The sequence below is a fragment of the Streptomyces sp. NPDC043176 genome (genome assembly GCF_056436715.1).
On sequence record NZ_JBWKCA010000013.1, the window covers coordinates 48,946 to 67,060 of the forward strand.

The 18,115-nt window shown below is 74.1% G+C and carries 16 protein-coding genes; 12 read left to right on the top strand and 4 right to left on the bottom strand.

Annotated features, from left to right (window positions below; translation table 11 throughout):
- Nucleotides 1-150: 150 nt before the first annotated feature.
- Genes AC067A_RS21985 through AC067A_RS21995 form a run of 3 tightly spaced genes read right to left on the bottom strand, consistent with a single transcriptional unit; the run spans nt 151 to nt 3,770 of the window.
- On the bottom strand, nt 151-1,338 hold the full coding sequence (locus AC067A_RS21985) for an RCC1 domain-containing protein (RefSeq protein ID WP_479244175.1): 1,188 nt from the start codon (nt 1,336-1,338) through the stop codon (nt 151-153).
- Nucleotides 1,339-1,357: 19 nt separating this feature from the next.
- Nucleotides 1,358-2,521, bottom strand: coding sequence for an RCC1 domain-containing protein (locus AC067A_RS21990; protein ID WP_479244176.1), 1,164 nt, complete (start codon nt 2,519-2,521; stop codon nt 1,358-1,360).
- A 16-nt stretch (nt 2,522-2,537) separates the two neighbouring features.
- On the bottom strand, nt 2,538-3,770 hold the full coding sequence (locus AC067A_RS21995) for an RCC1-like domain-containing protein (RefSeq protein WP_479244177.1): 1,233 nt from the start codon (nt 3,768-3,770) through the stop codon (nt 2,538-2,540).
- A 668-nt stretch (nt 3,771-4,438) separates the two neighbouring features.
- Between AC067A_RS21995 and AC067A_RS22000 the strand changes: the two genes are divergently transcribed.
- From AC067A_RS22000 to AC067A_RS22010, 3 genes are all read left to right on the top strand, one after another.
- Entirely contained in the window at nt 4,439-4,924 is a 486-nt protein-coding gene (locus AC067A_RS22000; protein WP_479244178.1) for a hypothetical protein, read from the top strand.
- A gap of 95 nt (nt 4,925-5,019) precedes the next feature.
- The gene (locus AC067A_RS22005; RefSeq protein ID WP_479244179.1) at nt 5,020-6,018 is read left to right on the top strand and encodes a hypothetical protein; all 999 of its coding nucleotides are present in this window, start codon (nt 5,020-5,022) and stop codon (nt 6,016-6,018) included.
- A gap of 18 nt (nt 6,019-6,036) precedes the next feature.
- On the top strand, nt 6,037-7,419 hold the full coding sequence (locus AC067A_RS22010; RefSeq protein WP_479244180.1) for a hypothetical protein: 1,383 nt from the start codon (nt 6,037-6,039) through the stop codon (nt 7,417-7,419).
- Between the two features lie 115 nt (nt 7,420-7,534).
- Here the strand turns inward: AC067A_RS22010 and AC067A_RS22015 are convergent, their stop codons facing one another.
- Nucleotides 7,535-9,184, bottom strand: coding sequence for a glutamate--tRNA ligase (locus AC067A_RS22015; RefSeq protein ID WP_479244181.1), 1,650 nt, complete (start codon nt 9,182-9,184; stop codon nt 7,535-7,537).
- Between the two features lie 196 nt (nt 9,185-9,380).
- Here AC067A_RS22015 and AC067A_RS22020 point away from each other — a divergent pair, with 196 nt between their 5' ends.
- From AC067A_RS22020 to AC067A_RS22060, 9 genes are all read left to right on the top strand, one after another.
- Entirely contained in the window at nt 9,381-10,625 is a 1,245-nt protein-coding gene (locus AC067A_RS22020; protein WP_479244182.1) for an MFS transporter, read from the top strand.
- Entirely contained in the window at nt 10,622-11,539 is a 918-nt protein-coding gene (locus tag AC067A_RS22025; protein WP_479244183.1) for a TIGR03619 family F420-dependent LLM class oxidoreductase, read from the top strand. The genes AC067A_RS22020 and AC067A_RS22025 overlap by 4 nt, the downstream gene beginning before the upstream one ends.
- A complete protein-coding gene (locus AC067A_RS22030; RefSeq protein WP_479244184.1) occupies nt 11,536-12,504 on the top strand; it encodes a LysR family transcriptional regulator in 969 nt (322 codons plus the stop codon). Before AC067A_RS22025 ends, AC067A_RS22030 begins: the two co-directional genes overlap by 4 nt.
- Before the next feature lie 165 nt (nt 12,505-12,669).
- Nucleotides 12,670-13,599, top strand: coding sequence for a DMT family transporter (locus tag AC067A_RS22035; RefSeq protein WP_479244185.1), 930 nt, complete (start codon nt 12,670-12,672; stop codon nt 13,597-13,599).
- 223 nt (nt 13,600-13,822) lie between these two features.
- Nucleotides 13,823-14,413, top strand: a complete 591-nt coding sequence (locus AC067A_RS22040) for a LuxR C-terminal-related transcriptional regulator (protein WP_479244186.1) — start codon at nt 13,823-13,825, stop codon at nt 14,411-14,413.
- Between the two features lie 251 nt (nt 14,414-14,664).
- Nucleotides 14,665-15,084, top strand: a complete 420-nt coding sequence (locus AC067A_RS22045) for a tautomerase family protein (protein WP_479244187.1) — start codon at nt 14,665-14,667, stop codon at nt 15,082-15,084.
- 180 nt (nt 15,085-15,264) lie between these two features.
- Nucleotides 15,265-16,041, top strand: a complete 777-nt coding sequence (locus AC067A_RS22050; RefSeq protein WP_479244188.1) for a maleate cis-trans isomerase family protein — start codon at nt 15,265-15,267, stop codon at nt 16,039-16,041.
- Nucleotides 16,038-17,330 carry an FAD-dependent oxidoreductase gene (locus AC067A_RS22055; RefSeq protein ID WP_479244189.1) on the top strand — a complete coding sequence of 431 codons (1,293 nt, stop codon included), beginning with the start codon at nt 16,038-16,040 and terminating at the stop codon, nt 17,328-17,330. Before AC067A_RS22050 ends, AC067A_RS22055 begins: the two co-directional genes overlap by 4 nt.
- Nucleotides 17,299-18,099: an aspartate/glutamate racemase family protein gene (locus AC067A_RS22060; RefSeq protein WP_017237779.1), complete on the top strand. Its 801-nt coding sequence runs from the start codon at nt 17,299-17,301 to the stop codon at nt 18,097-18,099. The genes AC067A_RS22055 and AC067A_RS22060 overlap by 32 nt, the downstream gene beginning before the upstream one ends.
- The last annotated feature ends 16 nt before the right edge of the window (nt 18,100-18,115 follow it).

The window sequence follows — 18,115 nt, forward strand, 5'->3', positions numbered from 1 at the left end:
GGCCCCGGCGAGGGGGCCGCGCGGGTGCGGGCACGACTGCGCGGTGTGCCCGGCGGCCGGGCCGGGGCCGGCGCGCACGGCCGGCCCCGGGGCGCGCCGACGCCCGCGCGCGGGAGTGCGCGGTGCTTGGCGCGCCTGGTGGGGCGGGCGTCAGTAGGCGAAGGCCGACTTGCCCGTCATGGTGGTGGCGACCTGGGTGATGCCGCTGCCGGGCGGGAGGGCCGTGGTGGTGCCGGTGGGGTTGGCGGTCGATCCGTCGCCGAGCTGGGCGGCGCCGTTGGCGCCCCAGCCGATGACGGATCCGTCGTCCAGGGCGGCCACGGTGAAGTCGGCGCCGCCCGCGATGCTCTGGACGCCCTTGACGGCGTCCAGGACGACGGGGGTGGTGCGGTTGGCGGCCGTGCCGTCGCCGAGCTGGCGATCGGTGTTCTTGCCCCAGCCGGCCAGGCTGCCGTCGTCGAGGACGGCGAAGCCGGACGCCGAGGTGGCGAAGATCCTGGCCACCGCGTCGAGGTAGGCGACGTCGACGGGCTTGTTGCTGTCGGTGGTGGAGTCGTTGCCCAGCTGGCCCTCGGCACCCTTGCCCCACGCCTTGACGGCGCCGTCGGCGGTGAGCGCGAGGACGTGGTCGCAGCCCACGGCGATCGACTCGACGTCGGCGAGGTCGGGGACCTTCTGCGGGGTCTCGCGGGTGGTGTTGTTCCCGGTGCCGAGCCGCCCGTTGTCGCCCTTGCCCCAGGTCCAGACGGTGCCGTCCTGCCGCAGGGCCACGCTGAAGTCGCAGCCCGCGCCGACGTCCTTCACCTTGTCCAGGCTCTGCACGGGGATCGGGATCTTGTACGGGCTGGTGGTGTCCTGGCCGGTGCCCAGCTGCTTGGAGGCGTTGCTGCCCCAGGCGAGGATGCGGCCGCCCTTGACGGCGAGGGCGTGGTTGAGGCCGGCGGAGACCTCGCTGACGCCGGAGAGGGCCGCGACCGTCCCCGGGAAGGACTGGGCGGTGGTGGTGCCGTTGCCGAGCTGCCCTGTGGCGTTGTTGCCCCAGCTCTTCACGGTGCCGTCCTTGAGGAGGGCGATGGCGAAGGGGTTGGCTGCCGCGGCCGCGCCGCCTCCGCCGGCGGAGAGCTCCCGAACGTCGTCGCGGGTGACGCCGGTGACGGCGGCGGGGGTCTGCTGGGCGACGACGCTGCCGTTGCCGAGCTGCCCCTGGGCGTTCTCGCCCCAGGCACGGACCCAGGGGTCGGTGCCGGCGTGGGTGGCGTGGGCGGGGAGGGCGGGGGCCGCGAGGGCGGTGGCCGCGGTGAGGGCGGCGAGCAGGGTGCTGCGCAGGGTGGGGGACATCGGGGGAACCTTTCGGGGTTCAGTAGGCATAGCTGGTCTTCCACGCGGTGGCGCTCGCGAGGCGGGTCGTGCCGCTGCCCGGGGGCAGCGCGACGACCGGAGCGGGGGAGGGGGTGGTGGTGCCGTCGCCGAGCTGGCCGACGTCGTTCGCGCCCCAGGCGAGGACGGTCTGGTCGTCGAGCACGGCGAGGGAGTGGGCGTAGCCGGCGAGCAGGGACGAGACGCCGCTCAGTGCGGGCACGGGGACGGGCGTGGTGCGTTTGACCTGGGTGCCGTCGCCGAGCTGGCCGGCCCAGTTCGCGCCCCAGGCGCGGACGCCGCCGTCCGCCAGGATCGCGAAGTTGTGGTACGGGCCCGCGAAGACCTCGGTGACGTCGGCCAGGTTCCCGACGTCGACGGGGGTGGAGCTGGGTGCGGTGTCGTCGTTGCCGAGTTCGCCGTTGCCGTTCCGGCCCCAGGACTTCACCGTGTGGTCGGCGGTGAGGGCGAGTACGTGGCGGCAGCCCGCCCGGACGGCCACGACATCCGTCAGGCCGGGCACCCGTCGGGGGGTGCCGCGGTCCGTGGTGGTGCCGTCGCCGAGCTGCCCTTCGTCGTTCCGGCCCCAGCTCCACACGGTGCCGTCCTCGCGCAGGGCCACGGCGAACTGGCAGCCCGCCGAGACGGCCTCGACCCTGGTCAGGCCCTGGACGGCGACGGGCCGGGTGGCGGGCGCGGCCACGTCGGGGAGGCCGTCGCCGAGCTGGCCGAAGGCGTCGCTGCCCCAGCTCAGGACCCGTCCGCCGCGGACGGCCGCGGCGAAGTCGATTCCCGCCGCGACGTCGGAGACGCCGGAGAGGCCCGCGACGGCGGCCGGGAACGACCGGTTGACCTTGGTGCCGTCGCCGAGCTGCCCGTTCACGTTGCCGCCCCAGGACTGGACGGTGCCGTCGCGCAGGAGGGCGAGGGCGAAGACCTGGTCGGCGGTCCAGCCGCCGCTCGTCACCTCGCGCACGTCGCTCCGGGCGAGGCCGGTCACCGCCGCGGGGGTCGGCTGGTCGAGCGTGGAGCCGTTTCCGAGCTGCCCCGCGTTGTTCTGGCCCCAGGCCCGTACCCAGGGGTCACGGGGTGCGGCGTGGGCCGGTGTGGTGGCGAGCGCCGCGAGGCCGAGTGCGGCGAGTGCCCGTACGAACGCGTACGTCATCGGAGCGCACCCCGGTTCAGTACGCGTACGTCGTGTTGCCGCCCAAGGACACGGCCACGTCCTTGATCGCCGAGCCCTCGTTGAGGATCTTCACCGACTCGTAGCGGGAGACCGTCGTGCCGTTGCCGAGCTGGCCCTCGCCGTTGTGGCCCCAGGTGAAGACGTCGTCGGCGGTGACGGCGACGCCGTGCCGGGCGCCCGCGGCGAGGTGCTGGACGCCTTCGAGGCGCGGGATCTCGACGGGGGCGGTGCGGTTGGTGCGGGAGACGTTGGAGTCGAAGGCCTCGTCGGACTCCAGGAGCTGGCCGTACTGGTTGTTGCCCCAGCCCCAGACGTGGCTGTCGCTGGTCTTCACGTAGTTGTGGAAGGCGCCCGCCTCGATGTCGGAGACGCCCTCCACCCAGTCGACGTCGACGGGGAGGGTGGAGGACTGGGTGGAGGAGTTGCCGAGCTGGCCGTAGAGGTTGTAGCCCCAGGACTTGACCGTGTCGTCGGCGGTCAGCGCGAGGGCGTGATGGCAGCCGGCGTCGACCTCGACGATGTTCTCCAGGCCGACGACCTGCCGGGGTACGGAGCTGGTGGCGCGGTTGCCGGTGCCGAGCTGGCCGTGGATGCCGCGGCCCCAGGCGTACACCTTGCCGTTCTCCAGGAGGGCGAGGCTGAAGTCGCAGCCGGCCGAGATCTGCTTGACCTTGGGCATGCCCTGGACGCGGTCGGGGACGGTGCGGCTGTCGCCGGTGCGGTTGTTGCCGAGCTGGCCGTAGGCGTTGTCGCCCCAGGAGTAGACCTGGCCGGCGGTGTCGAGGGCGAGGGCGTGCTTCCCGCCGGCCGCGATGTCCTTGATGTTGGTCAGGCGCGGGACGGTGGTGGGCACGGTCTGGTTGGTGTTGCCGCCGTTGCCGAGCTGGCCCGAGGAGTTGTGACCCCAGGACTTGACCGTCTTGTCGGTGCGGGCGAGGGCGAACGAGTCGGCCGATGAGGTGCCGCCGGCCGAGAGCTGGTCGACGTCGCCGCGGAAGAGGCTGGTCACCGAGGACGGGCTGAGGCTGTCGGACAGGGTGCCGTTGCCGAGCTGGCCGGTGCGGCCGGCGCCCCAGCTCAGCACGGTCGGGTTGCCCTCGTTGGCGTTCGCGGCCGGGGCGAGGGCCGGTACGGCGGCGAGCGCGGCGGCCGCGGTGACGACGGCTGCGGTCGCCCAGGGCCTCCGGGGGAAGGGCGTACGCAGGGGACTGCGGCGTGTACGGGACATGGCTCTGCTCTCCTTCGACGGGGACATACGGGAGCGCTGCGCCCGGTCGGCCGGTGGCTCCGCGGGGGAGGGCGGAGGCGCACACGGGTCGGGCGCGGGTCATGCGGACAGGCCGTGCCGGGCCCTTGGGCATGGGGCGCCCATGGCCGGGTGCGGCGACCGGGACGGGCCGCCGGGCACATGAGCAGACTGGCCGAGAACGATCACCGCGGCGAGCCGGACCCGCTGAAACACCCGTCTGACGGACGCCCGTTCGGAGCTGTGCTCCCGGGGGCGCGTTCGCCCTCCGGACGCGCTCCGCGGGGGCCGTCGCGGTCGGATCCGGCGGGCCGCCGAACGGCGGCGGCCGGGGGAGTGAGGGCCCCGTCCGCGCACGGCCGCCCGCCCTCTCGGCCGTCGCCGCGATTCCCTACGAACGGGTGGACCGGCCGGCTCCCGGGACAGCTCGCCGACACCCCTGACCAGGCCCTTCGGGGCGGCCCCGAGTGCGCTCCGCCGAAGTGGTGAGCGGGCCCGCGGGCACGCGCCGCGCCGTGTGTCGTGCCGGGGCGCCGGGGCCCCGGCGGCTAGCGTCGGGATGCGCTCGGTGATCTTGAGGACAGTCCCCTGTCCGCCCCTGGCACCCCCGACCGAGCCGACCAACCCACCCCTGTCCCAAGGGAGTTCCCATGCCCGCGCTGAAGGCATCGGCACGTCGTGTGCTGACCGCCGCCGTCCTCGCCGCCACCCTCGCCCTGCCCCTGGCCTCCGTCGCGCACGCCGAGGAGTGCAAGCCGGAGGACCAGGCCTGTCTGGACAAGGAGGCCAACGCCAAGGAGGCCAAGGAGATCGAGGAACAGCAGAAGAAGACCCAGGAGTCGGCCGGCCAGGCCGACAAGGACATCAAGGCGGCCGAGGAGAAGCTCAAGGAGTGCCCGCCCGACTCGTCCTCCTGCATGGGCAAGCTGACCGGAGGCAAGGGCGCCGCCGAGGAGCAGGGCCTCAAGGACATGACCGAGACGATCTCCTCGAACGAGACCGCGCCCAGCGACAACGCGGCCCAGGCCGTGACCTCGACCTGCGAGTCCTTCCCCGGCTCGCTGCCCCAGGGCTCCACCGACCCGGGACAGTCCCCCTTCCCGGTCGACCAGCTCTGCGGCCTCCTGGGCGGCTGAGCCGCGCCCGGCACACGTCCCGCCCCGATTCCCCCGTATCCGTCCCCCCGCATCCGTCCCCACCCACTCCCCTCCGTCCCGAAGGGATCCCCGTCATGCCCGCGTGCCGTCATCGCACCGCACTGCTGCCCGCCCTCTCCGTCCTCCTCGGCCTCGCCGCGGTGTCCCTCGCCCCGCCCGCCGGCGCGGCCGCCCCTCTCGCCGCGCCCGTCGGCGCCTCCGCCGAGGAGGGGCCGGGCGAGACGCCCGTCCCCCGCGCCCTCACCGCCGACGGACGCCCGGCCGAAATCGAGGACGTGCTGAAGCGCTGCCGCACCAAGCGCTCCGCCTGCACCTTCACCATCGACCCCAAGCTGGGCCGCGAGTACGTCACCGCCGTGAAGTCGCTCGGCAACGCGGTGATCAACTGCACCCAGAGCGACATGGCCGTCGACCGGACCGTCACCCTGAGGACCGGCACCACCGACAACATCGGCGGCGAGATCTCCGGGAAGATCGCCGCGGAGGGCACGGTCAGCGCCTCCGGCGAGGTCAGCACCACCCTCGCCAACGACATCACCAGCGAGAACAAGACGCCCAACCTCAAGGACGGGCCGACCTCGACGAACGGGACCAAGACCTCGGTCTCCGGCGGCGCCAAGGCATCCGGCTCCATGAGCGCCAAGCTCGCCTTCGAGGCCGCCTTCAAGGCCACGTACTCCAAGTCCTGGACCACGGAGACCACCGAGACCACCGTCTACAAGTCCACCGTCAAGGCACACGACATGCTCGTCTTCGGAGCGAGCGCCGCCATGCGGCGCGTGGCCGGCAGCCTCGTCGCCGACACCGGGCAGCGGATCATCGGCATCGTCGTGGACAGCCCCTCGATGGTCACCAGCAGCAGCTTCATCGCCCAGACGTACGCCGCACCCGCCGGCGTCTGCGGGGGTACGCGGCCCGCCGGGAACACCGCCCCCACACCGGCTCCCGGCCCCGGCCCGGCCCCCGCTCCCGGCCCCGGCCCGGCCCCCGCCGTGGAGGTCCCCGCCGCGCGGGCGGTGCCGCCCGGCGCCCAGCCGAAGCGCGCCGTCGTCCTGCCCGCCGACGCGTCCTGACCCGGGAGGAGAACCAGCATGAACCGCACCACGCTCCCGGCCCTCGTCGTCCTCGGCGCCGCCGGACTGCTCCCGCCCCTCGTCCCCCTCTCGTACGCGGCACAGGCCGCCGCCGAGCAGGCCGTCCCGGTCCTCAACGGCGACTTCGCCGACCCGGTCATGAAGGGCGACGGCCCCACCACCGTCGGCATCGACTTCTGGACCGGCCTCAACCAGCGCTACTCTCCCGCCGCTTCGGGCCGCACCGACGCCTCCCACGGCGTCGCCCTCCAGAAGGACGGCAACACCCTCAGCCAGCGGCTGCGCGGGGTACGCGCCGGGGCGCGGGTGACCGTCACCTACGAGGACAGCCCCGCCGTCTCCAAGGAGTGCACCGGCGAACAGGTCGTCGACGGCCAGCCGTACGCGGTCACCGGCTCCGGCGGACCCGTCCAGGAGGTCACCACGGCCGGCGACCCCGACCGCACCAAGGGCAAGCCCGGCCCGGGGCGTTGGACCGGCCGCAGCTACGTCTTCACCGCCGGCGAGAACGAGCCGCTGCTCACCTTCACCTCCCGGGTCACCGACTCCCGTACCCATGTGACCTGTTCGCCGATGATCGCCCGTGTCCGGGCGGTCGAGGTGCCGCCCGCCGTCGACACGACCGTCGACAAGACGCGCCTCGGCACCTCGGAGGCGTACAAGGGCAACGACCGCGAGAGCACCCTCCACAACGCGGCAGCGGCCTGCAACGGCGAGAACGCCTGCGTCTTCCGGCCGGATCCGCGGACGTCCTTCCGCTACTACGACGAGGCGCGGGTGGTCGGCGAGGCCTTCGTCAACTGCACCCGCAACACCCTGGAGCACAGCCGGCTCCTCTCGTACGCCGAACGCAGCCACGACAGCATCGCCCAGACGTACGCCGAGGCGGGCCTGGCGCTCAACGAGGTGGCCAGGCTGCCCACCAGCGGGGTGCGGGAAGAGGACGAGAAGCGGGCCAGGGAGCGGCCGATGGCCGCGCAGTTCGCCCTCGCCTACGAGAAGGGCTGGCAGCGACCCTGGCAGTGGTTCAGCAGCGACCAGCGGACCGTCGTGGAGAGGATCCAGCCCGGCGAGGTGAGCTGGGTCGAGCTCCAGCCGAGCCGCGAGCGGGTCGAGGGCTGGTTCGTCAGCAAGAAGGACGACTACCGGCTGCACGCCGTCATCGACGGCCCCTCCCGGGCCGTGCCCGACCGGCTGCTCCAGCGGACCGGCCCCATGTCCGCGGCGGAGAAGCAGCGTTGCGCCGCCGACCGGCCCATGACCACCACCCCGGTCGGCGCGTCCGCGCCCGCGAGCTCCAGCGACAAGGGGCTGATGAAGACCCCCGCACCGACGGCGGCCGGCGTCCGCGCCTCGACCCGGAGCCTGCCGCTGGGCTGAACCGCCCCGTGCCCGTCGGGTCGGCGGGGCGCCCCCTCCGCCGACCGCCCCCGGGGGGTGCCTTGTCGATCACGGCGGACTCGCTCGACGAGGCCTCCCCTTGTGCTGCGCCGCCTCACCCCGCCACGGCGGTGAGGCGGCGCAGCACCTCGTCCCGGCCCAGGGCGCGGGCCACGGCGAACAGGTCCGGGCTGCGGGTGGCGCCCGTCAGGGCGACCCGGACCACGTTGGCCACCTGTCTCGGCGGTCCCGCCCAGCGGTCCGGGTCCCGGCGCCAGGTGGCGGTGTCCGGGGCGAAGCCGTGCCGCACGGCCACCTCCGCGAGCGTGGCGTGCCACTCCTCGGGGGTGGTGGCCCCCACGCCCTTCTGGGCGAAACCGGCGGCGATCCCGCGCACCAGATCCGGGGCGAGCCCGCCGTAGCGGTCGTCCCCCGCGGCCGGCGCCGTGCCGAAGAGCTCGGCGAAGAAGAAGCCGTAGCGGTCGCGGAAGCACGACCAGCGCTCCAGGTCCTTCCGGGCGGGCGCGCCGTCCGGCCGGCCCACCGCGATGGCCGCCAGGGCCGGCCGCTCGTGCCGGGCGAGGACGGACGCCAGCTCCGGGTCGTACTCCTCGGCCCAGGCGAGGAGCTGGGCGTACAGTTCCTCCGGCGTCAGCGAGGCGATGAACTCCCGGCTCAGGGAATGCAGTCTGGGCAGGTCGAGCAGGGGGCCCGACGGGCGCATCCCGTCGAGCCGTACGGTGGCGGCGAGCGCCTCGGCCGTGGGGACGTCCATCAGCCGCGCGTTGGCCAGACCGCGCAGATAGTGCTGGACGGCGGCCGGCGGATAGCCGGCGGACAGGTAGTAGTCCACCGACGCCTCCGGGTCCTTGCGCTTGCTCAGCTTGCGGCGCGAGGCGCCCTCGGCCTTCATCAGCGGCGCGAGGTGCGCGTACGCGGGCGGCTCGAAGCCGAGCGCGGTGTGCAGCTGGAGGTGGACCGGGGTCGAGGACAGCCACTCCTCGCCGCGCACGACGAGCGTCACCCGCATCAGGTGGTCGTCCACGACGTGTGCGAAGTGGTAGGTGGGCAGCGGCAGTTCCTCCTGCGACGACTTGAGGAGCACGATGTCGTTGCCGTTGTCCCTCATGGTGACGGAGGTGCGGATGCGGTCGGCGAACCGCACCCGGCCGGGGAACTCGTACGGGCAGCGGAACCGCACCACGTACGGCTCGCCGGACGTGATCCGGCGCGCCGCCTCCTCCGGCGCGAGCGTCCGGCAGGGCGCCCAGCGGCCGTAGTAGCCCAGCGGGGACCGGCCCGCCCGCTGCTCCTCCCCGCTCCGCGCCAGCAGCTCCCTGCCGCAGAAACAGGGATAGGCGCGGTCCGTTCGCAGGAGCTCGCGCACATGGCTGAGATAGACGTCCCGGCGCTCCGACTGGAGGTACGGGCCCCACGGGCCGTCCCCGGCGGCGCCGCCCTCGTCGGGCGCGAGACCGAAGGCCCCGAGGAGCCGCGAGAACTCCTCCGCGGCGCCCGCCACCCGGCGCGAGCGGTCGGTGTCCTCGACGCGCAGCACGTGCACACCGCCCGACTGGTGGGCGAGCGCCCTGGACACCGCCGCCGTGTACAGGCCGCCGATGTGCAGGTGTCCGGTGGGGCTCGGGGCGAACCGCGTCACCTCCGCGCCGTCCGGCAGGGCGCGCGGGCCGAACCGGCGCTCCCAGTCGGCCGGTTCCGGCAGATCGGGCGGGAACATCGCGTTGATGACGGACAGGTCGAGCACGGTGGACTCCCTCCTGGCGTTCCTGGAGGGATCCACCGTAGGCCGGTGACCGGCCGAATCCAGCGGCACGGGGACCGGAGGCTGCGGAACCCCGAACCCACTTCGGCGGTCAGGGCCGTCGCGGCCGCGCCCGGTCGGTAGCGTCCCCAGGACGTCCCCGCGGAGCGCACGGAGACGCACGACGAGGGGGTGGGTGATGGGCGGTACGCGCGCGGTGGCCCTGCTGGCACTCGGCTCCTTCGCCGTCGGGACCGACGCCTACGCGATGGCGGGGCTGCTCCCGGCCATCGGCGCCGACCTGCACGTCTCCGTGTCGCTCGCCGGGCAGTCCGTCACCGCCTTCACCCTCTGCTACGCGCTGGCCGCGCCGCTGCTCTCCGCCGTGCTCGCCCGCTGGGGCACCCGTACGGTCATCGTGACCGCGCTGGTCGTCTTCGCCGCCGCCAACGCCTGGACCGCGCTGGCCGGTTCCTACGCCGAACTCCTCGGCGGCCGCGCACTCGCCGGCGCCGGAGCGGGCCTCTTCACCCCGGCCGCCGCCACCGCCGCCGTCGCGCTCGTCCCGCCCGAACGGCGCGGGCGCGCCCTCGGCACGGTCCTCGGCGGGATGAGCGCGGGCACCGTCCTCGGGGTGCCGCTCGGACTGCTCGTCGCGGCCGGCTCCGGCTGGCGGGCGGCCCTGTGGCTGATCACCGGAGTCGGCCTGCTCGCGCTGCTCGGCGTCGCGACGGCGCTCCCGGCGGTCCGGGGAGCCGCCGCGCCCGCGCTGCGGGCCCGGCTCGGCGCCCTCGCCCGGCCCGGAGTCGCCGTGGTGGTCGCCGTCACCTTCACCCAGACCGTGGCGAGCCTCGGGCTCTACACGTACCTGGAAGCGGTCCTGCACCGGGGCGCCGGGGTGACGAGCGCCGTCCCGTACCTCTGGGTCTGGGGGATCGGCGGGGTCTGCGGCAGCCTCCTCGCCGGCGCCCTCGTCGACCGGACCGGGAGACCCGCGCTCCTCTCCGTCACCCTGCTCGGCACCCTCGGCGCGGCCCTGGCCGTGCTGCCGTGGGCCGGGGCCGCCCCCGGTCTCGTCCTGCTGCCGCTGCTCCTGTGGGGCGCCGTCGGCTGGGCGTTCGTCGTGCCGCAGCAGCACCGGCTGCTCGCCCAGGACACCCCCGGGAGCGCCGCCGGCGCCGCGGCCGTCGGCCTCAACAGCTCCGCGACCTACCTCGGCGGCGCGGTCGGCTCCGCGCTCGGCGGCCTCGCCCTCGCCCACGGGCTCGACGCCCGCCTGCTCCCGCTCCCCGCCGCCGGGGTCGCGCTCGCGGGAGTCCTCCTCCACCTCGCCGTGGCCCGGCGCGACCCCGGGCCCGGACCGCACCCCACGAACGACGTCACGCACGGGGACGGGACCGCGGACGCGACCGCGGCGACGTCCCCGGAAAGGAGAACGCCGTGAAGTTCGGCGTCAATCTGCCCAACTACGGGCCCGAGGCCACCCCCGACGCCCTCGCCGACTGGGCGCTGCGGGTCGAGTCGATGGGCTACCACTACGCCATGGTCTCCGACCACGTGGCGCTCACCCCGGACGTCCAGCACCTCTTCCCCGCCCCGTTCTACGACCCCTTCGCGACCCTCGCCTGGCTCGCCGGGGTCACCAGGACCGTCGGGCTCGGCACCACGGTGACGATCCTCCCGTACCGCCACCCCGTGCACACCGCCCGCGTCGCCGCCAACATCGACCGGTTCAGCAACGGGCGGCTCGTCTTCGGCGCGGCGGCCGGCTGGGCCGCCCGGGAGTTCGCCGTCCTCGACGTGCCGTACCGCAAGCGCGGCGCGATCAGCGACGAGTACCTCGCCGCCGTCAAGGCCTGCTGGGCCGACGAGGTCGCCTCCTTCGACGGTGCCCACGTCTCCTTCCGCGAGGTGCACACCGGGCCGCTGCCCGTGCAGCGCCCCGGGCCGCCCGTCTGGGTCGGCGGGCACAGCCACGGCGCGCTGCGCAGGGCCGTGCGGCTCGGCGACGCCTGGCACCCCACCTCGGTCTCCGGGGACTGGCTGCTCGGCGTCGGACTGCCCGCGCTCCGCCAGGTCGCCGAGGAACAGGAGCGTCCCGTCCCCGCCCTGTGCCCCCGGATCAAACTCCGGGTCACCCCCCGGCCGCTCGGCCCCGGCCGGCTCCTCGGCGAAGGAACCCGGGCGCAGATCGCCGACGACCTCGGACTGCTCCAGGACATCGGCGCCCAGGCCGTCGTCCTCGACCCCACCTACCCGGGCGACCGCCGCGAGGCGGGCCGCACCGCGCGGGACCTCGACGTCCTGGAGACACTGGTCAAGGAGGTCATCGACGTGGACGCCGGCTGCGTACGATGACCGCACGGCGGGAGCGGGAGGGGGTGCGGGACGTGACCGATCCGGACCTGCGCAAGCTGCGCGTGCTGCGGGAGCTCAGCGAGCGCGGCACCGTCAGCGCCGCCGCGCAGGCGCTCCACCTCACCCCGCAGGCCGTGTCGCAGCAGATCAGCTCCCTCGGGCGGGAGTTGGGCGTCGCGCTGACCGAACCGTCCGGACGCCGACTGCGGCTCACGGGCGCGGCACGGATCGTGCTCCGGCACGCCGACGCCGTCTTCACCCAGGTCGAGCAGATGCGCGCGGAGCTCGCCGCCCACCAGGGCGGCGAGCGCGGCGAGGTGGGCGTGGCCGGCTTCTCCACCACCCTGTCGGCGCTCATCCTTCCCGCCGTGGCCCGGCTGCGGGAGACCCGGCCGCTGCTGCGGACCTCGCTCGCCGAGGTCGACCCGCCGGAGAGCTTCTCCCTGCTGCACCGCGGCGAGACCGATGTCGTCATCTCCGCGGACACCACGAGCAATCCGGGCCCCGCGGGCGACGACGGCCGCCTCGACGGCCGGTTCCACCGGGTCGCGCTCTGCGCCGACCCCTTCGACATCGCCCTGCCGCAGGGCCACCGGCTCCTCGACAGTCCGACCCTGCGGCTCGCCGACCTCGCCGAAGAGACCTGGATCTTCGCCACCACCGGCATGTGCCACGACATCGGCGTCGCCGCCTGTACGGCGGCCGGCTTCACCCCGCAGGCCTCCCACGCCATCGGCGACTGGGACGCCACGCTCGCGGCGGTGCGGCTCGGCCTCGGGGTCGCCCTCGTCCCGCGCCTGGCCAAGCCGGCGCCGCGGCCCGAGGTGACGATCCGCGCGTTCAGCGAACAGGCCCCGTCCCGCACGGTCTTCGCGGCCGTTCGGGAGGGCAGCCAGACCTCCCCGGAGATCGCCGCCGTCCTGGACGCCCTCCGCACCGTGGCCCGGGCGGCCGTCGCCGCCTGAGCAGGCGGAACGCGATTCTCCACGGCTCGTGGACGGTACCGTCCACGAGCCGTTGCTGGACCCGCCGGGACCCCGGTGCGAGGCTCGTTGCCGTACCGCGGACCGCCGGGCGCGCGTCCCCACCCCTCCTCCCTCACTCCTCTTCTCGTAGAGCGGGAAACACCCATGTCCAAAGCCACGTACACGCGGCTGGCCGCGCTGAGCCTGATCTGGGGCTCCGTCTTCCTCTGGATCAAGATCGCCGGGCACGGCTTCTCGCCCGTGCAGATGGTCCTGATCCGGCTCGCGCTCGGCGCCGTCGTCATCCTCGCCATCGGATACGCCAAGGGGCTCCGGCTGCCCAGGGAGGCCGCCACCTGGGGCCACCTGACCGTCGCCGCGCTGCTCGGCAACGCGGTGCCGTGGACCCTGTACGCCGAGGGCGAGATCGCCGGCTCCAGCAGCGTCGCCGCCGTGGTCAACGGCAGCGCGCCGATCTGGACCCTGGCGGCCGCCCTGCTGCTCGGCCAGGAGAAGAAGGTCTCCGGCCTCAAGGCGGGCGGGGTCCTGCTCGGCCTCGGCGGCACCGCGCTCATCGCGTCGCCGTGGAACTCGGCCTCCGCCGGCAGCGGTTGGAGCATCCTCTGCTTCGTGCTCGGCTCGATCAGCTTCGGCGCCAGCTTCGCCTACATGGGCAAGTTCCTCGTGGGCAGGGGCATTCCGCCCCTGATGCTGGCGGGCGGCCAGCTCAGCGCGGCCACCGTGCTGCTCCTGGCCGCCTTCCCGTTCCTCGGCCTCCAGACCGTCACCTGGCGCACCGACTCGGTGGTCGCGGTCCTCGTCCTCGGCGTGGTCTGCACCGGCTTCGCCGCGCTGCTCAACTTCGAGCTGATCATCAAGGACGGGCCCACCGTGGCCTCCACCGTCACCTATCTGATGACCGCCGTCGCCGTGGTCCTCGGTGCCGCCGTGCTGAGCGAGCCGCTCGGCTGGACGGTGTGGGCCGGGGCGGTGGCGGTGCTCGCCGCCACCGGCCTGCTCCGCCGCAAGCCGAAGCCCGCACCGGCCCCGCCGGCGCCCGAGGCGGCCCCCGTACCGACGGCGGCGGCCGAATAAGGCCTTTCCGGCCACGACCTGCCGGAGACCCCGAGAGGCCCACCGGCGAAATTCGGCAACGCAAGGCGATACCCGGCCGTTTTCGGCGGCCGGGTGGACGTCATTCCCCTTTTCGGGCCCGGCACCCGATCCCCGAGAATGCCGGGCCGCCGACCGCAACACGGTGTTCATTATTAGGGCCGGTGGCGGATGGTAGCGTCGGAATCGGAAACACCCGGCCTTAATGGGGGAGTCGTCAGTGGCTTTTGTGGTCGAACTCGTTTTCCGTGGAAATGAGACGGACCGGTCGAGTTGCGGAGAGGCGCACCGGACCTACTGGAAAAGGATGGCCGCGCGCGGCATCCTGCTCGGTGGCGGCCCCTGGCGGGACGGCACCGGCGAACTCCTCGTCTGTGAGGCCGCCGACCGCCGCACCCTCTTACGGGTGCTGTACGCCGACCCGTACGCACAGGCCCGGGTGATCGGGGAACTGCGGGTCCGGGAATGGAACGCGGTCATGGGGCACGTGGTGCTGGCCGGGCTCGAGCGCTCCACCGGCGGAGCCGGGACCCACGAGCGAATACGCGGGGGCGTTCCGGCGCCCGTCGCACCGACCGTCCCGGCACGCGCCCGCGAGGAGCTGACCGCCCACGAGCGCCGCATCGCCACGATGATGCTCGACGGCCTGACCAACAAGCAGATCGCCGAGTCCTTCACGGTGTCCACCCGGGCCGTGGAGCTGCACATCACTCGGATCTACCGCAAGCTCGACATCCGCCGGCGCGCCCAACTGGCCGCCGCCATCGACCGGTTCGAGGCCGCCCTGGCCTGCTGAACCGTCGCCCGGCCCCGGGGCGGCCGGTCGTCGCCCCGCCCCGGGGCGGGGCGATCCTCGCCCCGCCCCGGTAGTCGACGCGCCCCGAGGCGGACCGGTCGTCGCCCCGCACCTGGGTCGACCGATCGTCGCCCGCCCCGGAGCGGCCTCCACCCCCCCGCGGCCGGACCCCGGCGCCCCATGGGGCCCGGACGTCCCTCCGTCGGCCCCGGCCGACCTTCGCACCCGCCACCTCCACGATGGGATCCACCATGCCGCTGGTCGAGCTGACCGTTCCCGAGGGCACCCTCTCCGAAGCCGCCGCCGGAGTCCTGCAACAGCGGGTCGCCGACTCCGTGCTGACGGCCATGGAGCTGCCCCGCACCGAGTTCTTCGCCGCCGCCACCTGGGTCTACGTCCGCGAAGCGGACAAGGGCCTCGCCACCACCGGCGCCGGCTCGCCGCCGGGCGTCCTGGTCGTCGTCACGCCGCTGGAGGGCTTCCTCACCGCCGAGCGCAACGAGGCCCTCTCCGCAGAGGTCACCCGGCACGTCCGGGACGCCACCGGGCCCGACACCGTGGTCTGGCTCGTCGTCCACGAGGTCCCGGAGGGGAACTGGGCCGTGAACGGCGGGCTGACCCGCCGCGCGAAGATCGACGAGCTCGTCGCCGAGGCGGCCCGCACCCACTGAATTCCCCCTTTCGCATCCCGCTTCGCACGGAGACGGCGCCGCACCGCGACAACGGTGCGGCGCCTTCCGTATTTCCGCATTCCCCGACCGGCGGGCGGGTGCGGAATCCCGTATCGATGTGCGGATCGTTCCGGCCCTACGGTCGTGTCATCGACAACGACGGATGGGAGGGACTCGTTCATGGCTCTGCATTCGGCGCCACGAATCGGCGTGGTGGTTCCCTCGGGAAACGCCGCGGCCGAACCCGAGATCGGCAGCCTCGTACACCCCGAATTCAATGTGCACACCTCGCGATTTCCGGTGCTTCCCGGAAAGGACCTGCGCGGACGCCTCGAGGAGTACAACGACCTGCTTCCCGAAGTGCTGGGGAATTTCGGCGGACTGCGCCTCGACGCGGCCGTCGTCGCCTGCACCGGATCGCACTACCTCCTCACGCCCGACGGCGACCTGGCCCTGTGCGCGCGGCTCTCCGAGCGGGTGGGAGCGCCCGTACGGTCCGCCGCGCTCGCCATCCTGGACACCGCACGGGCCGTCGGCGCCGAGCGGCTGGTCCTGATCTCCCCGTACGAGCCCTGGCTCACCGAGCTGTCCCAGGCCTACTGGGAGTCGGCCGGCCTCGAGGTCGACCGGGTCGTCAAGATCCGGGCGGGCGCCCGCTTCTCCCCGTACGACGTCACCACCGGCGAACTCGTCGCACAGGTGCGGCAGGCCGAACTGCCCGAGGACGCCGTGCTGCTGTTCACCGGCACCGGCATGTTCACCTTCGACGCCCTGGCCGAGCTCGGCCGGGACGGCGGGCACACCCTCCTCAGCTCCAACCTGGCGAGCGCCTGGTGGGCCCGCGACACCCTCGGGCTCCCGGCGGGCGGCCCGGACGCCCACCCGCTGCTGCGCCGGCTCGCCGAGCGGACCGGAGCCGGTTCCGGAGCCCGCTCCGCCGTCGTGGCGTCCTCGTGAACGGCAGGCCCGTCCCGGCGGAAGCGGCCGGACCGCCCCCGACCGGCCGACCCGCGGCCCTCCCGCCGGTCGCCGTCGTCGGCGCCGGCCCCGTCGGGCTCGCCGCCGCGCTCGTGCTGGCCCGGTCCGGGGTGCCGGTGACCCTGTTCGAGGCGCGGGAGGAGCTCGCCGGCGAGTCGCGGGCCTCCACCTTCCACCCGGCCACCCTCGACCTGCTCGACGAACTCGGCGTCGCGGCGGCCCTGCGCCGCCAGGGCCGTACCGTCGACCGCGTCCAGTGGCGCGACCTGGACGGCGGTGTCCACGCGGAGCTCCGCTACGCCGTCCTCGCCGGGCACACCGCGCACCCGTACCGGCTCCACGTCGAACAGGCCCGGCTCACCCCGCTGCTGCTCGCCGAACTGACCGCGACCGGCCTCGCCGACGTGCGGTTCGGGACCACGGTCACCGGAGCCGAGGAGACCGGCGCGGGGGTGCGGCTGTGGGCCGAGGACGCGGCCGGGCGGGTCACCCGCAGCCACCACCCGTACGTCCTGGCGGCGGACGGCAGCCGCAGCCGGCTGCGCGAACTCGCCGGACTGCCGGGGACGGCCGAGGAGTACCCGGACTACGCGCTCCGCGTGGTCACCGAGACCCCGCTCGACGAACTGGTCCCGGGCCTGGCCCCGTTGGCGTACGTCCGCGACCCGCGGGCCTCGTACAGCGCCCTCGGGATGCCCGACCACTGGCGGCTGATCTTCCGGATCCCGCGCGGCACCGACCGGGCCGGGGTGCTCGCCCCGGACGCCGTACGGGCCAGGGTCGCACAGGCCCTTCCGGGTGCCGCCGGGCGGGCCGTGCGCGTCGCCGACGCGCACACCTACCGGCTCGCGCGCTTCCTGCTGCCCCGCTACCGGGCCGGCCGGGTGCTGTTCGCCGGGGACGCGGCCCATCTGACGTCCACCGCGGGCGGCATGAACATGAACTGCGGCCTGCACGACGCCGTGGAGACCGGCCGGGCCCTCGCCGCCGTCCTGCACGGCGACACCGCGGGCGAGGCCCTCCTCGACGAGGCCCTGGAGCGACGGCGCTCCGTCGTCGAGTCGGCGGTCATCCCGCGCAGCGAGTCCCGCACGGCGGGACTCGACGACCCCGGCGGACTCCCCGCCCGGCTCACCGCCCTGCGGCGCACCGCCACCGACCCCCGAGCGGCCCGCGACTACCTGCTCAAGGCATCACTTCTCGACGTCGCACCACGACCCCTGAAAGGTGACGCACATGCGGATCTGGTTTCACAAGCACACCGTTGAGGGACGCCTCCCACTGCTCGACCAGTGGTACCGGGAGCACCTCGACGCGATCGCCGCACCCGGCACCACCGTCGACATCAAGACCCTCCCGGCCGACACCTACCCGGACCGCACGCCCTTCGGCCTGGTCGGCCACCACTCCGCCCAGGTCCTCTTCAGCCGGCACTTCTCCGAGTCCGCCCTCGTCGCGGAGCGCGAGGGCTACGACGCCTGGGTGATCGCCGCCGGACAGGACCCCGGCCTGCGCGACGCCCGCCACCTCGCCTCCATCCCGACCCTCGGCTACGGAGAGACGGCGTTCTTCCTCTCCGCGCTCACCGGACAGCGCTTCGGCGTCCTCGGCTTCATGCCGCCCCTGGAGGAGCCCATCCGGGCCAACATCCGCCACTACCGCCTGGAGTCCTCGCTCAGCTCGTACGAGGTCGTCCCCGGCGGCTGGGACTCCGTACACCGCTCCCTCGAAGGGGACTTCGACGAGTTCGTCGAGGTGTACTCGGCCGCCGCCGAACGGGCCGCCCGGGCCGGCGCCGAGGTCATCATCCCCGCCGAGGGCATCCCCAACGAGATCCTCTGGCACCTCGGCATCCACGAGCTGCACGGCCTCCCGGTGATCGACCCCGCCGGCCTCGCCGTCAAGCTCGCCGAGACCCTCGTCCAGCTCGGCGAGCTGAAGCTCTTCCAGCGCAGCGGACACGGCTACTGGTTCAGCCGCCCCGAGGAACCCGTCGCCAAGCACCTGGAGCAGGTGTTCCTCGGCGAGGCCCTCTAGGAGATGCCGTGTACCC

Bases quoted from the DNA above. Each gene is read 5' to 3' on its own strand.
- AC067A_RS22060 (WP_017237779.1), top strand. From the start codon at position 17,299: ATGCGGATCTGGTTTCACAAGCACACCGTTGAGGGACGCCTCCCACTG.
- AC067A_RS22035 (WP_479244185.1), top strand. From the start codon at position 12,670: ATGTCCAAAGCCACGTACACGCGGCTGGCCGCGCTGAGCCTGATCTGG.
- AC067A_RS22005 (WP_479244179.1), top strand. From the start codon at position 5,020: ATGCCCGCGTGCCGTCATCGCACCGCACTGCTGCCCGCCCTCTCCGTC.
- AC067A_RS22045 (WP_479244187.1), top strand. From the start codon at position 14,665: ATGCCGCTGGTCGAGCTGACCGTTCCCGAGGGCACCCTCTCCGAAGCC.
- AC067A_RS22040 (WP_479244186.1), top strand. From the start codon at position 13,823: ATGGGGGAGTCGTCAGTGGCTTTTGTGGTCGAACTCGTTTTCCGTGGA.
- AC067A_RS21990 (WP_479244176.1), bottom strand. From the start codon at position 2,521: ATGACGTACGCGTTCGTACGGGCACTCGCCGCACTCGGCCTCGCGGCG.
- AC067A_RS22030 (WP_479244184.1), top strand. From the start codon at position 11,536: ATGACCGCACGGCGGGAGCGGGAGGGGGTGCGGGACGTGACCGATCCG.
- AC067A_RS22000 (WP_479244178.1), top strand. From the start codon at position 4,439: ATGCCCGCGCTGAAGGCATCGGCACGTCGTGTGCTGACCGCCGCCGTC.
- AC067A_RS21985 (WP_479244175.1), bottom strand. From the start codon at position 1,338: ATGTCCCCCACCCTGCGCAGCACCCTGCTCGCCGCCCTCACCGCGGCC.
- AC067A_RS21995 (WP_479244177.1), bottom strand. From the start codon at position 3,770: ATGTCCCGTACACGCCGCAGTCCCCTGCGTACGCCCTTCCCCCGGAGG.
- AC067A_RS22010 (WP_479244180.1), top strand. From the start codon at position 6,037: ATGAACCGCACCACGCTCCCGGCCCTCGTCGTCCTCGGCGCCGCCGGA.
- AC067A_RS22020 (WP_479244182.1), top strand. From the start codon at position 9,381: ATGGGCGGTACGCGCGCGGTGGCCCTGCTGGCACTCGGCTCCTTCGCC.
- AC067A_RS22050 (WP_479244188.1), top strand. From the start codon at position 15,265: ATGGCTCTGCATTCGGCGCCACGAATCGGCGTGGTGGTTCCCTCGGGA.